Raw genomic sequence first — 15,677 nt, forward strand, 5'->3', positions numbered from 1 at the left:
ACGATGACACTCCTAAAAGTGCTTCCTGCTCAGGTGTTTTGGCAGGCGATTAACTGCAGAATATCAGGAAACAGTTGTTGCCCGAACCGCCCGAACCGCCGCGCCCGGACGGCCCGTTGGAACCACGGGACCCGGGACCGAAGTCACCCGAACCGCGTGACCCCGAAGATCTGTCCGAGTCGGAGCCACGCGAGCCCGAGCCGTTCTCCCACGGCGGCCACTTCGGGTTGCGCGGCTTGTCGGGCTTCTCCCATGGCGGGTCCCACGGCGACTTGGGCGGCGTCCAGGTGGGCGTCGGCGGGTCGTAGGTCGGCCGCGGCGGATACCACGGATTCTGCTGCCGCGGATACCACATCGGCGGTGGGTTGTACACGGGCGGAGGGATGTACACCGGGGCCGGTGCCGGAGCCACGGGGGCCGGCGCCGGGGCAGGCGCAGGCGCCGCGGGAGGAGGAGGTGGTGGCGGCGCAGCCGGCGGGGGTGCAGGTGCGGGCGCAGCGGGCGCTTCGACGTACACCGTGCGCGGCGGGGCCTGCGGAGCCTCTTGCACGACGGGGATCGGGGCCTTGATGGTCTCGGCCGGCGGCGGAGGTGGCGGCGGGGGTGCCTCGACCGGCTGGGCTTCCTGCTGCACGGGCGGTGGCGCGGGGGCGACGGCGCTGGGCACGATCGCGCTCTGCCCGGGGCTGGGTCGCTGATCGGCCGTCGGGCGGATGCTGACCGCCAACGAGATGACCAGGGCCACCACACCGACGACGAAGATCGACGTCAGCGCGCTGCCGACGAGCAGGAACGGCTTGCGCTCCTCACCGATCGGGTGGAAGTCGGTAGCGGGCTCGTCACCGTCGAGCAGCGGTGCGGCGCCGGCGGCCAGCCCGGCGTATGCGCTACCGGCGGTGGGGCCGTCGGGGTCCTGGGAGTAGGCCAGCCCGACGGTGGACGCTTCGAACGCGGGGGCGTTGGCGGCGGCGAGCGCGGCGCCGCGGGCCAGCGCGAGGTCGGGTTCGTCGGGTGCGCTGACGGGCAGGCTAACGAGGTGTTCGAGGTGGTTCTTCACCGAGGCGATATCGACGCCGGAGCCGACGACGAACATGGCCTGCGGCGGTGACTCCTGGGCGTCGACCGCGGCGGCCATTTCGGTCAGCACGACCATCGCGTCGTCGCTGTGCAGAGTGCGGCTGAGCACCTTGACCACCGACCCGTCGCCGGTCTGCACCACCGACAGCGTCGCGGTGTCGCGGTCGAGGAAGAGCAGCGCGGTGGTGTCGTATCCGACGGCCCGGCCCACCGCCTGGGCGAGCGAGGCGGCAGCGTGACCGTCGGAGACCAGCATGACGTCGTCGATGCCGCGGGCGGCCAATTCCTCACGCAGGGCTGCGGCTTCGGTGTGGTCGCTCCAGGTGACGCCGATCGACTTGAGATGGTGCCCGCCGGTCTCGGCGCTCTCCTTGGTGCCGAGCACAGCGTCGATGACCTGGTTGGGCGCGCTCGACGTTGCCGAGTCGGGCTCGCCGTTGACGTCGAAGACGTCGTGGTCGACGGTGACGCCGTCGGCCTTCTCCCCTTCGACCAGCACCATGCGGACCGTCGTAGGTGTCATCGACACACCTAATACGATGTCCACGAACCCTCCAAAAAGTTTGCTACGCTATCAAGGTTTTCGTGTCGCCCCGCGATTCGCAGAAACCGGCGACTAGTAGTTCATCGGCATCGGCAGGAGCCGCGTTACATCCCAAAATGCCATTAGCTGATGGCGATCAACTTTTGTATCGGCACTTCGACCCTACTCGGATCAACGGCGGTGCGCGCAAGTCAGTTCACGCTGCGTCCAGGGCGCAAAAAGTACGCCCCGAGACCCCCTCAGCGCAGGGTCAACGAGGGACTCGAGTCAGGTCGATTTGAGGAAGTTCTGATAGGACCGCGAGGGCGTCGGACCGCGCTGGCCCTGATACTTGGAGCCGACTTTGGCGCTGCCGTAGGGGTGCTCGGCGGGGCTGGTCAGCCGCAGCAGGCAGAGCTGTCCGATCTTCATGCCCGGCCACAGGGTGATGGGCAGGTTGGCGACGTTGGACAGCTCCAGGGTGATGTGCCCGGAGAAGCCGGGGTCGATGAAGCCCGCGGTGGAGTGGGTCAGCAGGCCGAGCCGGCCCAGCGAGGACTTGCCTTCCAGGCGGCCGGCGAGGTCGTCGGGCAGCGTGCACAGCTCCAGCGTCGAGCCGAGCACGAACTCGCCGGGATGCAGCACGAAGGGCTCACCGGGTGCGGCCTGTACCAGGCTGGTGAGCTCGTCCTGCTGAAGCGACGGATCGATGTGGGTGTAGCGAGTGTTGTTGAAGACCCGAAACAGGTTGTCCAGGCGGACATCGATGCTCGACGGCTGGATCAGGGTGTCGTCGAACGGGTCGAGGCCCAGCCGCTCGGCGGCGATTTCAGCGCGGATGTCGCGGTCGGAGAGCAGCACGCGACGAGCGTAGCCGCTCGAATGCTAGCCTTCGTGCTCAAACCGGCCGGTGTAGTTCAATGGCAGAACATCAGCTTCCCAAGCTGAGAACGCGGGTTCGATTCCCGTCACCGGCTCCACATTGAACTGCCGCGCTTCCCCGTTAGTTGAACTTCCCCGTATGCAGTTCAACCAAGGCGGGGTGGGCGCAACCTACGTTGAGCTTGAGCGTCAACATTCAACCTAATGGGGTATAAGGTTGAACTATGGAACTCGAAGCAGTCCGCGCGTCGCCGATCGGTGAACTGGTACCGATCAGTGGGACGGATCCTCGCAGCATGGAGGAATGGCACTACTGGGCATACCTACCTATTCCCCTGCCGGCTGCTCCCAATTTGTCCGCACGGGCCGTGGCGTGCGCGTCAAAAGCCGCCATGGCCATCGCCCGCCTCGATGAGGCCGTTGCGCAACTGCCTCGACCAGAGATTCTCGTTCGACCGATCATTCGACGGGAAGCAGCGAGTACATCGGCACTCGAGGGGACGTACGCCAGCTTCCAGGAAGTTCTTGAGGCTGACTTCCTGCAGGAAAATCAGATGTCGTTCGAACAACGCGAGATACGCAACTACGTGCAGGCATCGGAGCTCGCAGTTCACAACATCAGGGAGCGGAGGATCTCACGCAGCTTTCTCGGGCAGCTGCAACGGATAATCGTTCGCGGGACCAAGGGTGACACGGCGGATGCAGGTGATCTCAGGCCGCATGAGGTGGCAATCGGTGCCGAAACCAGGCCCATTGAAGAGTCTCGATTCGTTCCATGTCCGGCTGGCGATCACCTCGAGACAGGCTTCGCCGCCTGGGAGGACTGGGTCAATGAGAACTCCGATCTATTGATCGTGGCGAAAATGGCAATTGCGCACTACCAATTCGAGACACTGCACCCATTTAGCGACGGCAATGGTCGACTGGGCCGCCTGATAGCGCTCTTGCAGGTGATGCAGGCTGGCGAGCTCCGCTGGCCGGTACTGAACATCGCTCCGTGGTTCGAAGCTCGGCGGCAGCAGTATCAGGACGGCTTGTTGGCCGTCACAACTTCTGGAGACTTCAGCCCCTGGGTCGAACTATTCGCTCACGCTGTTGAAGTGCAGGCTCGTGAGGGTCTCGCCAAGATCCAATGCTTATTACGCATCAGGGACCGGCTGGTTGCGGACTTGCGCGGCAAAGGCATGCGCGGATCACCCGTAGAAATCGCAGAAGTACTGGTCGGCTACCCGGTGATCGACGTACCAACCGTCAGAGACCTTTTGGGTCGATCGTTTCAAGCCGCAAACCAGGCAGTGGGCAAATTGATTGAACATGGAGTCCTCATGGAGATCACGGGACGCCGGCAAGACCGGCTGTTTGTCGCACCGGAGATCCTCAATGCGATCAACCGTGAGGAGCGCGTAAGGCTCTAGGACGTAGGAGGAGCGTCAGAACTCTTTGAACGACTTCCCACGCTGAGAACGCGGGTTCGATTCCCGTCATCGGCTCCGCAGGTTGCGATTCGGCGACGCAGGCGCGTCGCTGGCGTCAAGTGGCTGACATGACCGTTAAATTCCTCAGTCACTATGACAAAAGTCTTGCGCACCTTGACCACCGTCGTCGCCGCGCCCGCATTCGCCGGCATTGCCCTCGCCGCCACTGCGGCCGCCGATCCGGCGCTGCTCAACGGCAACTACAGCGAAGTCGAAGGTGACTCGGTGATCGTCTGGACGTTCGCGACCAGCTGCGGCCCGACCGGTTGCACCGGTACCGTCGCCAGCAACGAGGGTTGGCAGACCCCCACCACATATGCCAATGGCCGCTGGATCTTCACAGTTTCCAAGCCCGGTGGTCTGACCTGCGCCGACGGCCACTACGAACCCGCTGTGGTGTCGATGTCGATCGACCCGGTGACGCTCAACGGGGTGTTGACGTCGGACTCCAACTACGGTTGCGAAGGCGGAGTCGTGTCGCACAGCCCGTTCCACTTGCGCAAGGTCGGTTGACCTCGTTGACCGCACGACGCGCACACGTGGCCGTGGTGACAGCTCAGCAGCGACCTTCCCCCACTGGGTTACCACTGTGTCAATTTGCGTAAATTCCAACGCTGGACACGCCAACGCCGATAGTCTCGATTCCTCCATTTGAGAGGTGCGAAATGTTCGATCTGCCACGGTCTACCCGCCGACTCATTGGTGCAGCCGCCGTCGGCGGCGCGCTCGTTGCGGCGCCCGCGTTAGCCGCGCTGAACGAAACGCCGTCACTACCACTCGCCGAACCTGCTTGCATCGGAGCCGAATCCGTTGTCGACGGCACCCCAACGTGCGTACCCGCGCCCGTCCCGCCGGCGCCGCCCACCGCCGGCATCGGTTCCCCGGTGGACAGCACGGAACACGACTCCGGGCACCACTGAGCCCGAGATAGCGCTCAGGGCACTGTAATTCGCGTGCGCGCGACCCTACGCGCTATTTCAGCGCCAAGAAATTCAGCGCAAGTAGATTTCGTCGCCGTCGGGGAATCCGCCGCCGGTCGTGGTGATGTGGACGTGGTCGAAATGCCCATGTCCGGAACCCTGCGCACCATCGGGCGTGTAGTAGACGCCGCGCCAGATCGCGTCCTGCATGCCGAACCGCTCGGCGTTGCGCAGCACGTACCAGACGATCTCGTTGCCGAGCGCGATGCCCTCGGCGCTGGTCGGGTTCGGGATCATCACGTCGAGCGCCAGCCCGTTGGGATGCCACCGCAGTGAATCCGGTCGCACACCGCCGATATTGCTGATCTCCGGGAATGCCTCGCTGATGGCCCGTGAAGTCAGGATCGTCTTGACCTGCAATCCGCGCTCGGGAGCGATGCCGGCGGGCAGCGCTCGGTCGACTATCCGCAGACGCGACGCGGCGAACACCTCGCCGGGTGGCGGAGCCGCATCGGGCTCGTCGACGATGAACGGTGGCGCGGTCGGCGGCGCAGCCACCAACTCGACACAGCACGGCGTCGCGGTCTCGGCGCTCGCTTGATTCTCAACGGGTGTCACGACGGGTTCGGGGGCCTCGCGGCTGGTCTCGGCCGGTGCGGGCACGTCGCCGCCGACCGCGAAAAGCACCGCGGCAGGGGCGATGATCGCAGCCAGCCCGATCGGCGGCCTCCGTCGCTTTGTGGCTAAGGAATGGCGACCCACGGGCTGCAGCCTATATCAATTCGTTACATTTGCCGCAACCGCTGCCACCCCCGCTGAGCGATCGCCCAGGTCAGGGGGCAAGATCGACCCGTGACCGGAATGCTCGAGAACAAGGTCGTCATCCTCGCCGGGCTCGGCGGCATCGGCAATGGCCTCGCGCGGCGCTTCACCGACGAGGGCGCGTTGCTGGTCGTCGGCGACCTCGACGAGGACCTGGTGACGGGCGTCGTCGCCGACATCGATCGCTCAGGTGAACGGGTCCGCGGCGTAAGGCTGGACGGCGCCGACGAGGGCTCCGTCGCCGCTATCGTGCGGTCGGCCGTGGACACCTTCGGCCGCATCGACGGCCTGCACGTCAACTTCGCCAACACCGCCGACGCGTACCTCCCCGGCGGTGTCGTCGAGTTGCCGCTCGAGGTGTTCGACGAGGTCATGCGGGTCAACACGAGAGGTTTCGTGATCTGCGCCAAGCACGCGATACCGGCAATGATCGACAACGGCGGCGGCTCCATCGTGTTCACCGCCTCGGCCGACGCCTACAACGCGGCCAGCACCCGGGTGTCCTACCAGATGAGCAAGGCCGCCGAGCTCGCGCTGATGCGCCACATCGCCCGCCGGTACGGACCCAAGGGCATCCGCGCCAACGCGATCGCTCCCGGCCTGATCTGGCACTACAAGTTCGACGAGCAGCCGATGCCCGACGGCGTCGTCGAACAGGCTCGTGCCCGTCAGATGATCAAGTCCCGCTTCGGCGCACCCGACGACATCGCCGCGTTGGCCGCGCTGCTGCTCTCCGACGACGGCAGCTTCATCACCGCCCAGACGATCAGCGTCGACGGCGGCGTGACGTTTCGGCCCTGAGGGAGTGGATACCGCCGCTGAGTGGAGGGGTAACCTCTGAGCCGATCGTCAGCGGATGGGGGCATGGCCATGAACCTCGTGCTGGGTCTATCGATGACGTCCAGCGCTGTTCGTTGGGTGCTGGTCGAAGGAACGACCGGCGAAGGTGACACCGTTCACCGCGGCGCCTGCGCCCTCACCGCGGCCGTCGACCCCGAAGATCTGCTGGACGTGGTCCTGTCCGACGAGGTCGACGGTTCCATCCACGCCATCGGCGTGACGTGGACCAACGAGGCCGAAATCGCGGCCTCCGACGTGTTGGACGCGCTGGCCGCCCGCGGGTTCGCCAACGTGATCGCCGTATCCGAACTCGAGGCCGCCGACGTGCTCGCCGCGGGGCTCGCCGGCCTCGGCGGCTACGACGATCTCGCGGTCTGCATCGTCGAACCGGACGCGGCGGTGGTCGCGGCCGTCCAGCCCGCCGGCGCGACGGTCGACCGGATCGCCCGGCCGCTTGACGGCGCCGACGTGGTGGAACTGTCGAGCCGGGTGCTGGCGCTGTCGCAACTCGACGGTTGGAATCCGGATGCGATCTTCGTCCTCGGTTCGGCCGAGGACCTCGACGTGGTCGTGGCCGCCCTCACCGACGCGGCGGAGTGTCCGGTCGTATCGGCCGCCGACGCCGACGTGGCGCTGGCCCGGGGGGCGGCCCTGGCGTCGGCACATGCCGTCAACGAAATGGCTCCGGCCGGGTCGAAGGCGCCATCCAAGGTGGGCGCGTTGGCTTCGGTCCTTGCCGCCGCGGTGCTGACGTTCGTGGTGTCGCTGTCCGTGGCCGTCGTGCTGAGCTTGTCTCCTGGCACCCCGGACGAGCAGCCGCAGGCCGCCTCGGCGACAAACCCGGCTGAGGAACCGGCAGGCGCACCCGCGCCGCCGGAGAAGAAGGTGTCGACGCCGGCCGAGGCCCGCCCGGTGCTCGCCCAGACCATTGCCGTCGCGGCTCCGCCGCCGCCCGCGGCGCCCGTCGCCGAACCGATGTACGACCCGCCCGAGTACGTCCCGCCGCCGGCGCCCGAGGTCGCACCGCCCACCCCGGCCTACCCGCCGCCGGCGCCTGCGTATGTGCCCCCACCTGCGCCGGCTTACGTGCCGCCGCCGCAGCAGCCGGCCTACGTTCCCGCGCCCAAGCCGAGGCTGCGCGACCGGATCATCGAGCGCATCCCGATCATCAACCGGTTCCACGAACCGGAATATCCGTACCCGCGCTGACCGTCAGGGCGCCGGCGGATTTTGGTTGTTGGGCACCGGGATCGGGATCGACCCGACGCCCGGCACGACCAAGTGGGTTGTCGTCACCGGCGGAACCGTCGTCGTCGTGGTGGTGGGCGTCGTCGTCGTGGTGGTGGTGGTGGGCGGCGTCGTAGTGGTCGTTGTAGTCGTAGTCGTCGTGGTGGTTGTGGTGGGCGGCGTGGTCGTGGTGACGGCCGTCGACGGCGGCGGCGGAGATGCCTGGGTGGTCTCGGGTGGCGGCGGCGGGTCGCTGGTCACCGTGACGGTCTCCGCGGGCGGGCTCGGCGGCGGCGCGCTGGTCGGCGGCGGCGACGCGGGAGGGCTGGGCGCAGCGGACGTGCGCGGCGCCTCGGGGGTGTTGCTGGTGTCGGTCGCGCCGGTCAGCGCGATCGCCACCCCGCCGACGGCGATCAACGCGACGGCGGCGGCCACGCCGACCGCCAGCGCCGGGAGCCGTTGCCAGGTGCGGGGCGAATCGATCGGCCCCGTCGGCGGCACGTACTGCACCGGAGGTCGCGACGCGGTCATGCCGGTGTCGTAGGACTCCGGGCCGGTGTAGGGCACCGGATCTTCAGCGCTGGCATCGTCCTGCGACCATGCCAGCGCCCCGACCGTCGATGGTTCCGACGCCTCGACGTCGACCAGCGGGGCCGGCGCCAACCCGGTTTCGGCCTCGGCGACCGCCCTGTAAGCCGCGTACAGCGCGGCACCGACAGCGGCGTCCAGCGCCGGCTGCGGCGTGGTGATCACGGGCGCGCCCGTATGCCCGGCAAGCCGTTGCCCGAGCAGCCGGATGCTCGCACCGCCGCCGACCATCGCCACCGCCGACACATTGATCCAGTCAATCCGGTTGCGCTGCAACGTATTATCGAGCGTCACCAGAAGTCCGGCCAGCGGTTCGGCGAGCAATTCCTCCAGCTGCGGCCGCGACACCGAAACCGACGACCGGTGTCCGGGCAGTTCGGCGACCACCTCGGTTACCTCTTCGGTCGACAACCGCTCCTTGGCGCGCTGGCATTCGTCGCGCAGCTGGGCCAGCGATCCCACCGCGGCGGTGGCAGCGGGATCGACTTCACCGGTTCGGGTGATCTCGTCGAGCACGAGGCGCAACAGCGCCTGGTCGATGTGGTCGCCGGAGAACTCGAGATAACGGGTGGTCTCGTCGATCGGTTCGAACCCCGCGCCTCCGTCGGCCAACGTGATGCTGGTGCCGCCGCCACCGAAATCCAGCAGGACGACGACGCCCTGCGGCGTGAGGCCGGGGTTGGTTTTCAGCGCGGTCAGCGCGGCGACGGCGTCGGACAGCAGCCGCGCCGGCGCCAGCACGGCGCTGGCGCGCATCGCGTTGCCCAGTGCGTCCAACGACGCCGGTGTCCAGTGCGCGGGCACGGCGATGGTGATGTCTGCTGGCGGCTCTCCGCTGGCGTGCACCAGCTCCGTCAGCGCGTCGACCACCAGTTGTTCGGCCCGATGCGTCGATCCGTCGGCCGCCACCAAGGGCACGGCGTCACCGACGCGGTCGACGAAACCGCTGAACACCGTGCCGTCGGCGTCGACCAGCACGGAACGTCGTATCACGGGTTGATTGCCGATACGCGCCGCGACCAAGTTCGTCGTCCCGATCGACAACCCCAACGGGTCGCTCATAACGGACCACACGATAGCCGTCGCACCTGCCGAAACCCGTCCGACACTCCGGTCCAACGACGTTCGGCCGTCACGGTTTTGGACCGACCGGAACGGGTACTACGCAAGCCATGACGTCACTGTGGCTAGCAAACCGCGCCAACCGAGCGACTCCAGCCAATCCGATGGTCGATGCCGACCGATCTGCCGACGTCGTGGTCGTCGGCGCGGGCATCACCGGGTTGATCACCGCTGTCCTGCTGGCAAGGGCCGGCAAGGACGTCCTGGTGCTCGAGGCGCTGTTCCCCGGCGCCGGCGCCACCGGCAACACCACCGCCAAGATCTCCCTGCTGCAGAGCACGAAGATCTCGAAGATCGTCAGCAAGCACGGGGTCAAAAAGGCCAAGCAGTACGTCGACGGCAACCGCGAAGGCCTGGAGTGGCTGATCGGGCACTGCGAGTCGCACGGTATCTCGGTGCAGCGCGAGGACGCCTACACCTACGCGCAGTCCGAAAAGGGTGTGCCGTCGGTGCGCGAGGAGTTGGCGGCCTGCAAGTCCGCCGGCCTCGACGTGTCGTGGGTGGACGAGGCCGGGGTGCCGTTTCCGTTCGCGGGCGGGGTGCGGCTGGCCGATCAAGCGCAGTTCGATCCGATGCCGCTGCTGGACAGCCTGATCGTCGAGCTCGACGAGCGCGGTGGTCGGCTTGCGCAAGGCGTTCGGGTGCAGAAGGTTTCGAACGAAGGCGACGGCCTGAAGCTCAGCGTGCGCACCAACGACGGCGCCGAGTTCGACACGCGCGCAAAGCAATGCGTGCTCGCCACGGGCATTCCGATCCTCGACCGTGGCGGATTCTTCGCGCGCCTGGAGCCGAGCCGCTCGTACTGCATGGCCTATCAGGTGCCCGGCGACATCACCCGCGGTATGTACATCTCAGCAGATTCGCCGACCAGGTCGATCCGGTACGCGCCGACGGCCGAGGGCGACCGGCTGCTGGTCGGCGGCGCCGGTCACCCGGTCGGCCACCAGAAGAGCCCGGCGTCGTCGGTGCAGGAACTCGACGCGTGGGCCAAGACCCACTACCCCGGCGCGATGCAGACCAACTACTGGTCAGCGCAGGACTACACGCCGATCGACCAGCTGCCCTATGTCGGGCCCATCCTGCCCGGCCACGACAAGATCTTCGTCGCAACGGGTTTCGACAAATGGGGGATGACCAACGGCACGGCGGCGGCGCTGGCGCTGTCGAGCCGTATCCTCGGCGGGCGGATGGACTGGGCCGAGGCCTTTTCCAGCTGGAGCCCCCACGAACTGTCGGGGATTCCCAAAGCCATGCAGCTCAACCTCGAGGTGGCAATGTATCTGGCGCGGGGCTGGATCACCCCGGCGACCCGCATGGGCGACCGGACGCCCGATGAGGGCGGTGTGGTCAGCGGTCCCCCATGGGATCTGGAGGCCCGCAGCGTCGTCGACGGCGTCGAGCACAGGGTGTCGCCGGTGTGTCCGCACCTGGGCGGAATCGTCAACTGGAACGACGCCGACGAGGCGTGGGAATGCCCGCTGCACGGGTCACGGTTCGCCCCTGACGGCACCCTGCTGGAGGGCCCGGCGACGCGCAACCTCACTGCGGCGCAGTAGTTTCCGCCTGGTCCGGCACGAGCCTTTTCATCAGTGCCGACCCCGCCCCGCCGACGACGATCAGCGCGATCGCCGGGATGTCGGGAAGCGCGTCGCTCACCCATCCGACGATGCCGACCACGGTGACAAACGGTGGGAACCAGTCGACGGCCGCGGCGATCGACGTCTTCTCCCCGGTGGCGTAGTCCGGGTAGAACTCGGTGAACGACACGGCGAAGATCATCGCGCCGATCGGCAGAATCCACGCCGTCCAGAAGTTGTCGTTGTCGCCCAGCACGGCGTCGCCGTACACGCCGGCCACGGCGGAGAACAGGAACGCACCGGCCCAGGCCGCTGAGATGACGTAGTTGATCCGCAAGAACACCGGGCTGTCCCAGTGCTCTTCGGGTGTGGTGTCCTTGGCATAGGCAAGGGTGAAGGGTCTGCGGATCAGCAGGGTGATGATCGCGAACACCGCCAGCGCGACATTGCTCAGCGCGCCGGCCCACAGTTGCAGCCATTCGATGACGCGGTCGGAGGCCACCAGGCCGAGCACCGCGAGAACGCCGAAGTAGGCGACGGTGAACGCTTCCAGCAGGTGCACGGGCACGCCGCGGCGCGCACCGACCCACAGCGTCAGCAGCGACAGTGCCAGCGCGACAGAGGCGGCCTCTTCGAAGCGGCCGGGACCGTTGATGATCCCCATCAGAATCCACGGTGCGATGCCCGCGAGGGGCGACCTGAGGTACCCGTCGACAAATTTCATGGTGGCACTTTATGCGGTGCTGGGCGGTTGTGCTGCAATGTCGACCATGGGCGACATCGATGAGATCAAACAAGTCAAGTACCGGTACCTGCGCGCGCTGGACACCAAGTTCTGGGACGAGTTCGCCGACACCCTCACCGAGGACGTGGTCGGCAGGTACGGCGAGTCCATCGGCGAGGAGCATCACTTCACCAACCGCGACGAGCTGGTGACGTTCATGCGCAATTCGCTGGGGCCCGAGATCATCACCGAGCACCGCGTCACCCACCCCGAGATCCGCGTCGACGGCGACGAGGCGTCGGCGACCTGGTACCTGCAGGACCGGGTGATCGCCCCGGACTTCAACTTCATGCTGATCGGCGCCGGGTTCTACCACGACCGCTACCGACGCACCGGCGACGGCTGGAAGATCTGCGAGACCGGCTACGACCGCACCTACGACGCGTCGATGTCCACCGAAGCACTGAACTTCAAGGTGAAACCCGGTCGTGCGCTGAACATCTGAGGTCTACTTCGAGATCGCGATCAGCGCGCCCGGGCGCAGCCAAGCCATGATCTTGACCAGCATGTCGTCGTCGATCGCCACGCATCCCGCCGTCGGTCCGCCGTCGGTGGCATGCAGGAAGAAGGCGCCGCCGTTGCCGGGGACACGCGCTTTGTTGACGCCCATCACGACCGCGTGCACGTACTGCGGGATGTCGAGGTTCTCGGTGCCGCTCGCCGGGTCGGTGTCAAACGGACACTGCGCCTTCTTGCACACCTGCATGGTGTTGTAGGTGGGGCTTTTCATGTCGCCGTCCCACCAGTGGTCCGGACCGACCTGCACGTAGGGCAGACCGCCGCCGGGGTTGGGCTCGGTGCCGAACGCGAAATCGAGGGTGAAGACCCCCATCGGGGTCTTCATCTGGCCGTCGTGGGTCTGCGGCGCGATCCCCTTGGCCCCGATCCAGGCGGGGATGGCCACTCCGATCGGCTGCCAGCCCGCCGGGGTGCGTTGATATACGTCCATCTTGGCCTTCGAACCACCCACGCCCACAACCGAAATCACCTGCGTTGCCGATCCGACGGAGTCGGCGAACCACGGGGCGGGTTGGGCGCGCCCGACCGCGGCGGTGCCGACCAACGCCACCAAGGCGCACATCAAGATCAACAGCCGGCGCACGCAACCATGCTAAGTCGCGGTGCGTTCGGTTTGGGTTAAGCCGCGCGCTGGCTGGATAAGTTGAAGGGATGGATTTACTGCCCGTACGACGGCGCCGCGGTATCCGCCAAATCGGTCAGGGCCTCGGCAGCCTCGACCAGGAGGTGTTCGAGGCCATCGCGGATTCGCCCAGCCCGCTGCTCGATGCGGTGATGCCCAAGCTGACCAGGGCCGCGGACTACTCGAAGCTGTGGTTTGCGATCGCGGCGGTGCTGGCGCTCGTCGGCGGGCCGTCGGTCAGACGTGGGGCAACTCGGGGCGTGCTGAGCCTCGCGGTGACGAGCCTGCTCACCAACCAGGTGGCCAAACGGGTGTGGAAACGGGCGCGACCCAACTGGACCCTGGTGCCGTTGGCGCGTCGCGCGCGGCGCACCCCGACGTCGAACTCGCTGCCGTCGGGTCATTCGGCGAGCGCGGCGGCGTTCGCGGTCGGTGTCGGGTTGGAGAGTCCGCTGCTGGGGTTGATGCTGGCGCTGTTGGCCGGCCTGGTCGGGATGTCGCGGGTGGCAACCGGTGCGCACTACCCCGGTGATGTGCTGGCGGGGTTCGGCGTCGGTGCCGCGGTGGCCGTGCTCGGCGGGCGGGTGGTGCCGCCGGTGGTTCCGACCGAAGTTCCCGCCGCCGACCCGCTGTGGGTCGGCGCCCCGAAACGTCCAGACGGTGCGGGCGTGGTGCTGGTCGCCAACCCCGCGTCGGGCGGCGGCGCTGGAGCCGACACCATCGACGAGGTGCGAGAAGCGTTGCCGCGCACGCAGGTTGTGGAGCTCGACGGCGACGACGATATTGCCGCGACGTTACGGTCAGCCGCCGAGCAGGCAGAGGTGCTGGCCGTCAGCGGCGGGGACGGCACGGTGTCGTGTGCGGCCGGGATCGCCGTCGAGGCGGGCATTCCGCTGGCGGTGTTTCCGGGTGGGACGTTCAACCACTTCGCCAAGGACATCGGCTGCGACACCGTGGCCAAGACCGTCGAGGCGATCCGGGAGGGCCTTGTCGCCTGCGTAGACCTGGTGTGCCTCAACGACAACCACATGGTGATCAACACCGCGAGCATCGGCGCCTACCCGTCGTTCGTCGAAACGCGGGAGAAGTACGAGCACCGGATCGGCAAACCGCTGGCCAGCGTGTACGCGATGTATCACACGCTGCGCTACGACGATCCGGTCCGCATCCGCTACGACAACAAGACGCTGCAGACGTCGCTGTTCTTCCTCGGCAACTCGACGTATCTGCCGTCCGGATTCGCTCCGTCGCGGCGTACCCGCATCGACGACGGCCTGCTCGACATCCGGATCCTGGAGACCGGGCGGCGGTGGGCCAAGCTGCGGATCCTGGCCGCGCTGGCGACCGGACGCCTGGAACGCAGCCCGCTCTACCACGAGCTTCGGGTGCCGGAGTTTCATTTCACGGTCGTCGACGGTACGACGACGCTGGCGCACGACGGCGAGGTCGGCACCGAATGTCAGGAGGCCAGCTTCGTCACGCGGTACCGCGTGCTTCCGGTATATCGTCCGGCTGCGTGATCGGTTGCGTCGGCGACACCAACGCGTAACAGACCGCAAAATAGGAGTACCCCAGCGCCCATCCGGCGAGCACGTCGGAGGGATGGTGCACGTTGAGGCTCACCCGGCCCAGTCCGATCGCGGCGACGATCACGACGCCCAACACCACAAGCCATACCCGCAGCGGCCTGCGCACGACCGGTAGGGCCACGGTCAGCAGCGCGAGCACTGCCACCATCACGCCGAGCGCGTGGCCGGACGGAAACGATGAGCTCATCGCGGACACCAGGGCGGTGTCGGGCCGCGGCCGATCGGCGGCCCGCTTGGCGGCTTCGGTGATGAGCCCACTGATCTCCACGGTGATGAGCAAGAACATCGCGATGCGCACGTTGCGCCGCACGAGCGCGATCACGATCACCACGAGGGTCACCAAACGAAAAGCCATCGGCCCCAGCACGGTGCAGAACACATGCCACCCGAGCACCCAGCCGGGATGCGCGTCGCCGTAGCGGTAGAAGCCGTCCAGGAGCGCGTTGTCCAGATCGGTGAGCCACCGCCAGTGCTGGGCGTATCCGATCCACAACAACGCATACACCCCGACCGCGGCGACGGCCGAGCCGATCAGCCAGCGCTTGTTCGGTGCCACGCATTAGCTCTACCACCTACGATGCCGCGCGGATTAGGGTGGCTGCACATGGCCGTATTTCTGCGCAAGCTGTTCCGCATCGGCGGTCTACCCGCCGAACTGCGCGCCGAGGTGGAGGCCGAGGGAGTACTTCACCTGGCCGAGTACGTGCCGGTGACGCGCCGGTTCAGCGGCAAGATCCCGGGTAAACGCGCCAGCGGCGACATCGCAAGTTATGTCGGCTCGCTGGTGCTGACGAAGCAGCGGGTGCTGGCCACGCTGTCGACGGTGCCGAAGTTGGCGCCGCGCACGGTCGACCAGCGCTGGGACGGCCCGCAGGCGGGCGCCGTGACCGCCGAGTTGTCCGAGACCGGCCTGTTCATCGAGGTCGACATCCACGCGGTGGATCCGCGGTGCGAGGGCCAGCTGTCGCTGCACTACAAAGAGGCGCTCCCGGACGAGCTGTTGACGTGCTTGCCGCGCCGGTCCCTGGCGTTCGACGTGCCGCCGGAATACGTCTTCCGCGCGGTCGGCGTGCCCTACGACCCCTAGCTTTGCTCCGCCGAACGTGGGTT

At 67.1% G+C, this 15,677-nt stretch carries 15 protein-coding genes and 1 tRNA gene; 9 read left to right on the plus strand and 7 right to left on the minus strand.

The window, feature by feature from the left end; translation table 11 throughout:
* Window positions 1-49 precede the first annotated feature (49 nt).
* Window positions 50-1,624, minus strand: coding sequence for a DUF7159 family protein (locus ABQF13_RS09470; RefSeq protein ID WP_448392465.1), 1,575 nt, complete (start codon window positions 1,622-1,624; stop codon window positions 50-52).
* A gap of 264 nt (window positions 1,625-1,888) precedes the next feature.
* The gene (gene dcd / locus ABQF13_RS09475; RefSeq protein ID WP_448392466.1) at window positions 1,889-2,461 is read right to left on the minus strand and encodes a dCTP deaminase; all 573 of its coding nucleotides are present in this window, start codon (window positions 2,459-2,461) and stop codon (window positions 1,889-1,891) included.
* 45 nt (window positions 2,462-2,506) lie between these two features.
* Between dcd and ABQF13_RS09480 the strand changes: the two genes are divergently transcribed.
* From ABQF13_RS09480 to ABQF13_RS09490, 3 genes are all read left to right on the plus strand, one after another.
* Window positions 2,507-2,580, plus strand: a tRNA-Gly gene (locus ABQF13_RS09480).
* A gap of 126 nt (window positions 2,581-2,706) precedes the next feature.
* The gene (locus tag ABQF13_RS09485; RefSeq protein WP_448392467.1) at window positions 2,707-3,897 is read left to right on the plus strand and encodes a Fic family protein; all 1,191 of its coding nucleotides are present in this window, start codon (window positions 2,707-2,709) and stop codon (window positions 3,895-3,897) included.
* Window positions 3,898-4,062: 165 nt separating this feature from the next.
* A complete protein-coding gene (locus tag ABQF13_RS09490) occupies window positions 4,063-4,470 on the plus strand; it encodes a hypothetical protein (RefSeq protein ID WP_448392468.1) in 408 nt (135 codons plus the stop codon).
* A 479-nt stretch (window positions 4,471-4,949) separates the two neighbouring features.
* Here the strand turns inward: ABQF13_RS09490 and ABQF13_RS09495 are convergent, their stop codons facing one another.
* The gene (locus ABQF13_RS09495) at window positions 4,950-5,639 is read right to left on the minus strand and encodes a VldE C-terminal domain-containing protein (protein ID WP_448392469.1); all 690 of its coding nucleotides are present in this window, start codon (window positions 5,637-5,639) and stop codon (window positions 4,950-4,952) included.
* A gap of 99 nt (window positions 5,640-5,738) precedes the next feature.
* Between ABQF13_RS09495 and ABQF13_RS09500 the strand changes: the two genes are divergently transcribed.
* Together ABQF13_RS09500 and ABQF13_RS09505 are read left to right on the plus strand one after the other, a co-directional pair.
* Window positions 5,739-6,500 carry an SDR family NAD(P)-dependent oxidoreductase gene (locus tag ABQF13_RS09500; protein ID WP_448392684.1) on the plus strand — a complete coding sequence of 254 codons (762 nt, stop codon included), beginning with the start codon at window positions 5,739-5,741 and terminating at the stop codon, window positions 6,498-6,500.
* A 63-nt stretch (window positions 6,501-6,563) separates the two neighbouring features.
* A complete protein-coding gene (locus ABQF13_RS09505) occupies window positions 6,564-7,748 on the plus strand; it encodes a DUF7159 family protein (protein ID WP_448392470.1) in 1,185 nt (394 codons plus the stop codon).
* A 3-nt stretch (window positions 7,749-7,751) separates the two neighbouring features.
* Here ABQF13_RS09505 and ABQF13_RS09510 read toward each other — a convergent pair whose 3' ends face one another.
* On the minus strand, window positions 7,752-9,416 hold the full coding sequence (locus tag ABQF13_RS09510; RefSeq protein WP_448392471.1) for an Hsp70 family protein: 1,665 nt from the start codon (window positions 9,414-9,416) through the stop codon (window positions 7,752-7,754).
* A 110-nt stretch (window positions 9,417-9,526) separates the two neighbouring features.
* On the opposite strand from ABQF13_RS09510, the gene ABQF13_RS09515 reads away from it, so the two are divergent.
* Complete coding sequence (locus tag ABQF13_RS09515) at window positions 9,527-11,032, plus strand: FAD-dependent oxidoreductase (protein ID WP_448392472.1); 1,506 nt, start codon at window positions 9,527-9,529, stop codon at window positions 11,030-11,032.
* Here the strand turns inward: ABQF13_RS09515 and ABQF13_RS09520 are convergent.
* Window positions 11,016-11,777: a DUF3159 domain-containing protein gene (locus ABQF13_RS09520; protein ID WP_448392473.1), complete on the minus strand. Its 762-nt coding sequence runs from the start codon at window positions 11,775-11,777 to the stop codon at window positions 11,016-11,018. The genes ABQF13_RS09515 and ABQF13_RS09520 overlap by 17 nt on opposite strands.
* A 46-nt stretch (window positions 11,778-11,823) precedes the next feature.
* On the opposite strand from ABQF13_RS09520, the gene ABQF13_RS09525 reads away from it, so the two are divergent.
* Complete coding sequence (locus tag ABQF13_RS09525; RefSeq protein WP_448392474.1) at window positions 11,824-12,282, plus strand: nuclear transport factor 2 family protein; 459 nt, start codon at window positions 11,824-11,826, stop codon at window positions 12,280-12,282.
* Between the two features lie 3 nt (window positions 12,283-12,285).
* Here the strand turns inward: ABQF13_RS09525 and ABQF13_RS09530 are convergent, their stop codons facing one another.
* Entirely contained in the window at window positions 12,286-12,939 is a 654-nt protein-coding gene (locus ABQF13_RS09530) for a L,D-transpeptidase family protein (RefSeq protein ID WP_448392475.1), read from the minus strand.
* 68 nt (window positions 12,940-13,007) lie between these two features.
* On the opposite strand from ABQF13_RS09530, the gene ABQF13_RS09535 reads away from it, so the two are divergent.
* Entirely contained in the window at window positions 13,008-14,498 is a 1,491-nt protein-coding gene (locus ABQF13_RS09535) for a bifunctional phosphatase PAP2/diacylglycerol kinase family protein (RefSeq protein WP_448392476.1), read from the plus strand.
* Here the strand turns inward: ABQF13_RS09535 and ABQF13_RS09540 are convergent.
* Window positions 14,455-15,123 carry a phosphatase PAP2 family protein gene (locus ABQF13_RS09540; protein ID WP_448392477.1) on the minus strand — a complete coding sequence of 223 codons (669 nt, stop codon included), beginning with the start codon at window positions 15,121-15,123 and terminating at the stop codon, window positions 14,455-14,457. The two genes, ABQF13_RS09535 and ABQF13_RS09540, sit on opposite strands and share 44 nt — an antisense overlap.
* Before the next feature lie 48 nt (window positions 15,124-15,171).
* Between ABQF13_RS09540 and ABQF13_RS09545 the strand changes: the two genes are divergently transcribed.
* Window positions 15,172-15,654, plus strand: a complete 483-nt coding sequence (locus ABQF13_RS09545; RefSeq protein WP_448392478.1) for a hypothetical protein — start codon at window positions 15,172-15,174, stop codon at window positions 15,652-15,654.
* The last annotated feature ends 23 nt before the right edge of the window (window positions 15,655-15,677 follow it).

It is taken from the genome of Mycolicibacterium sp. XJ879 (assembly GCF_053483935.1).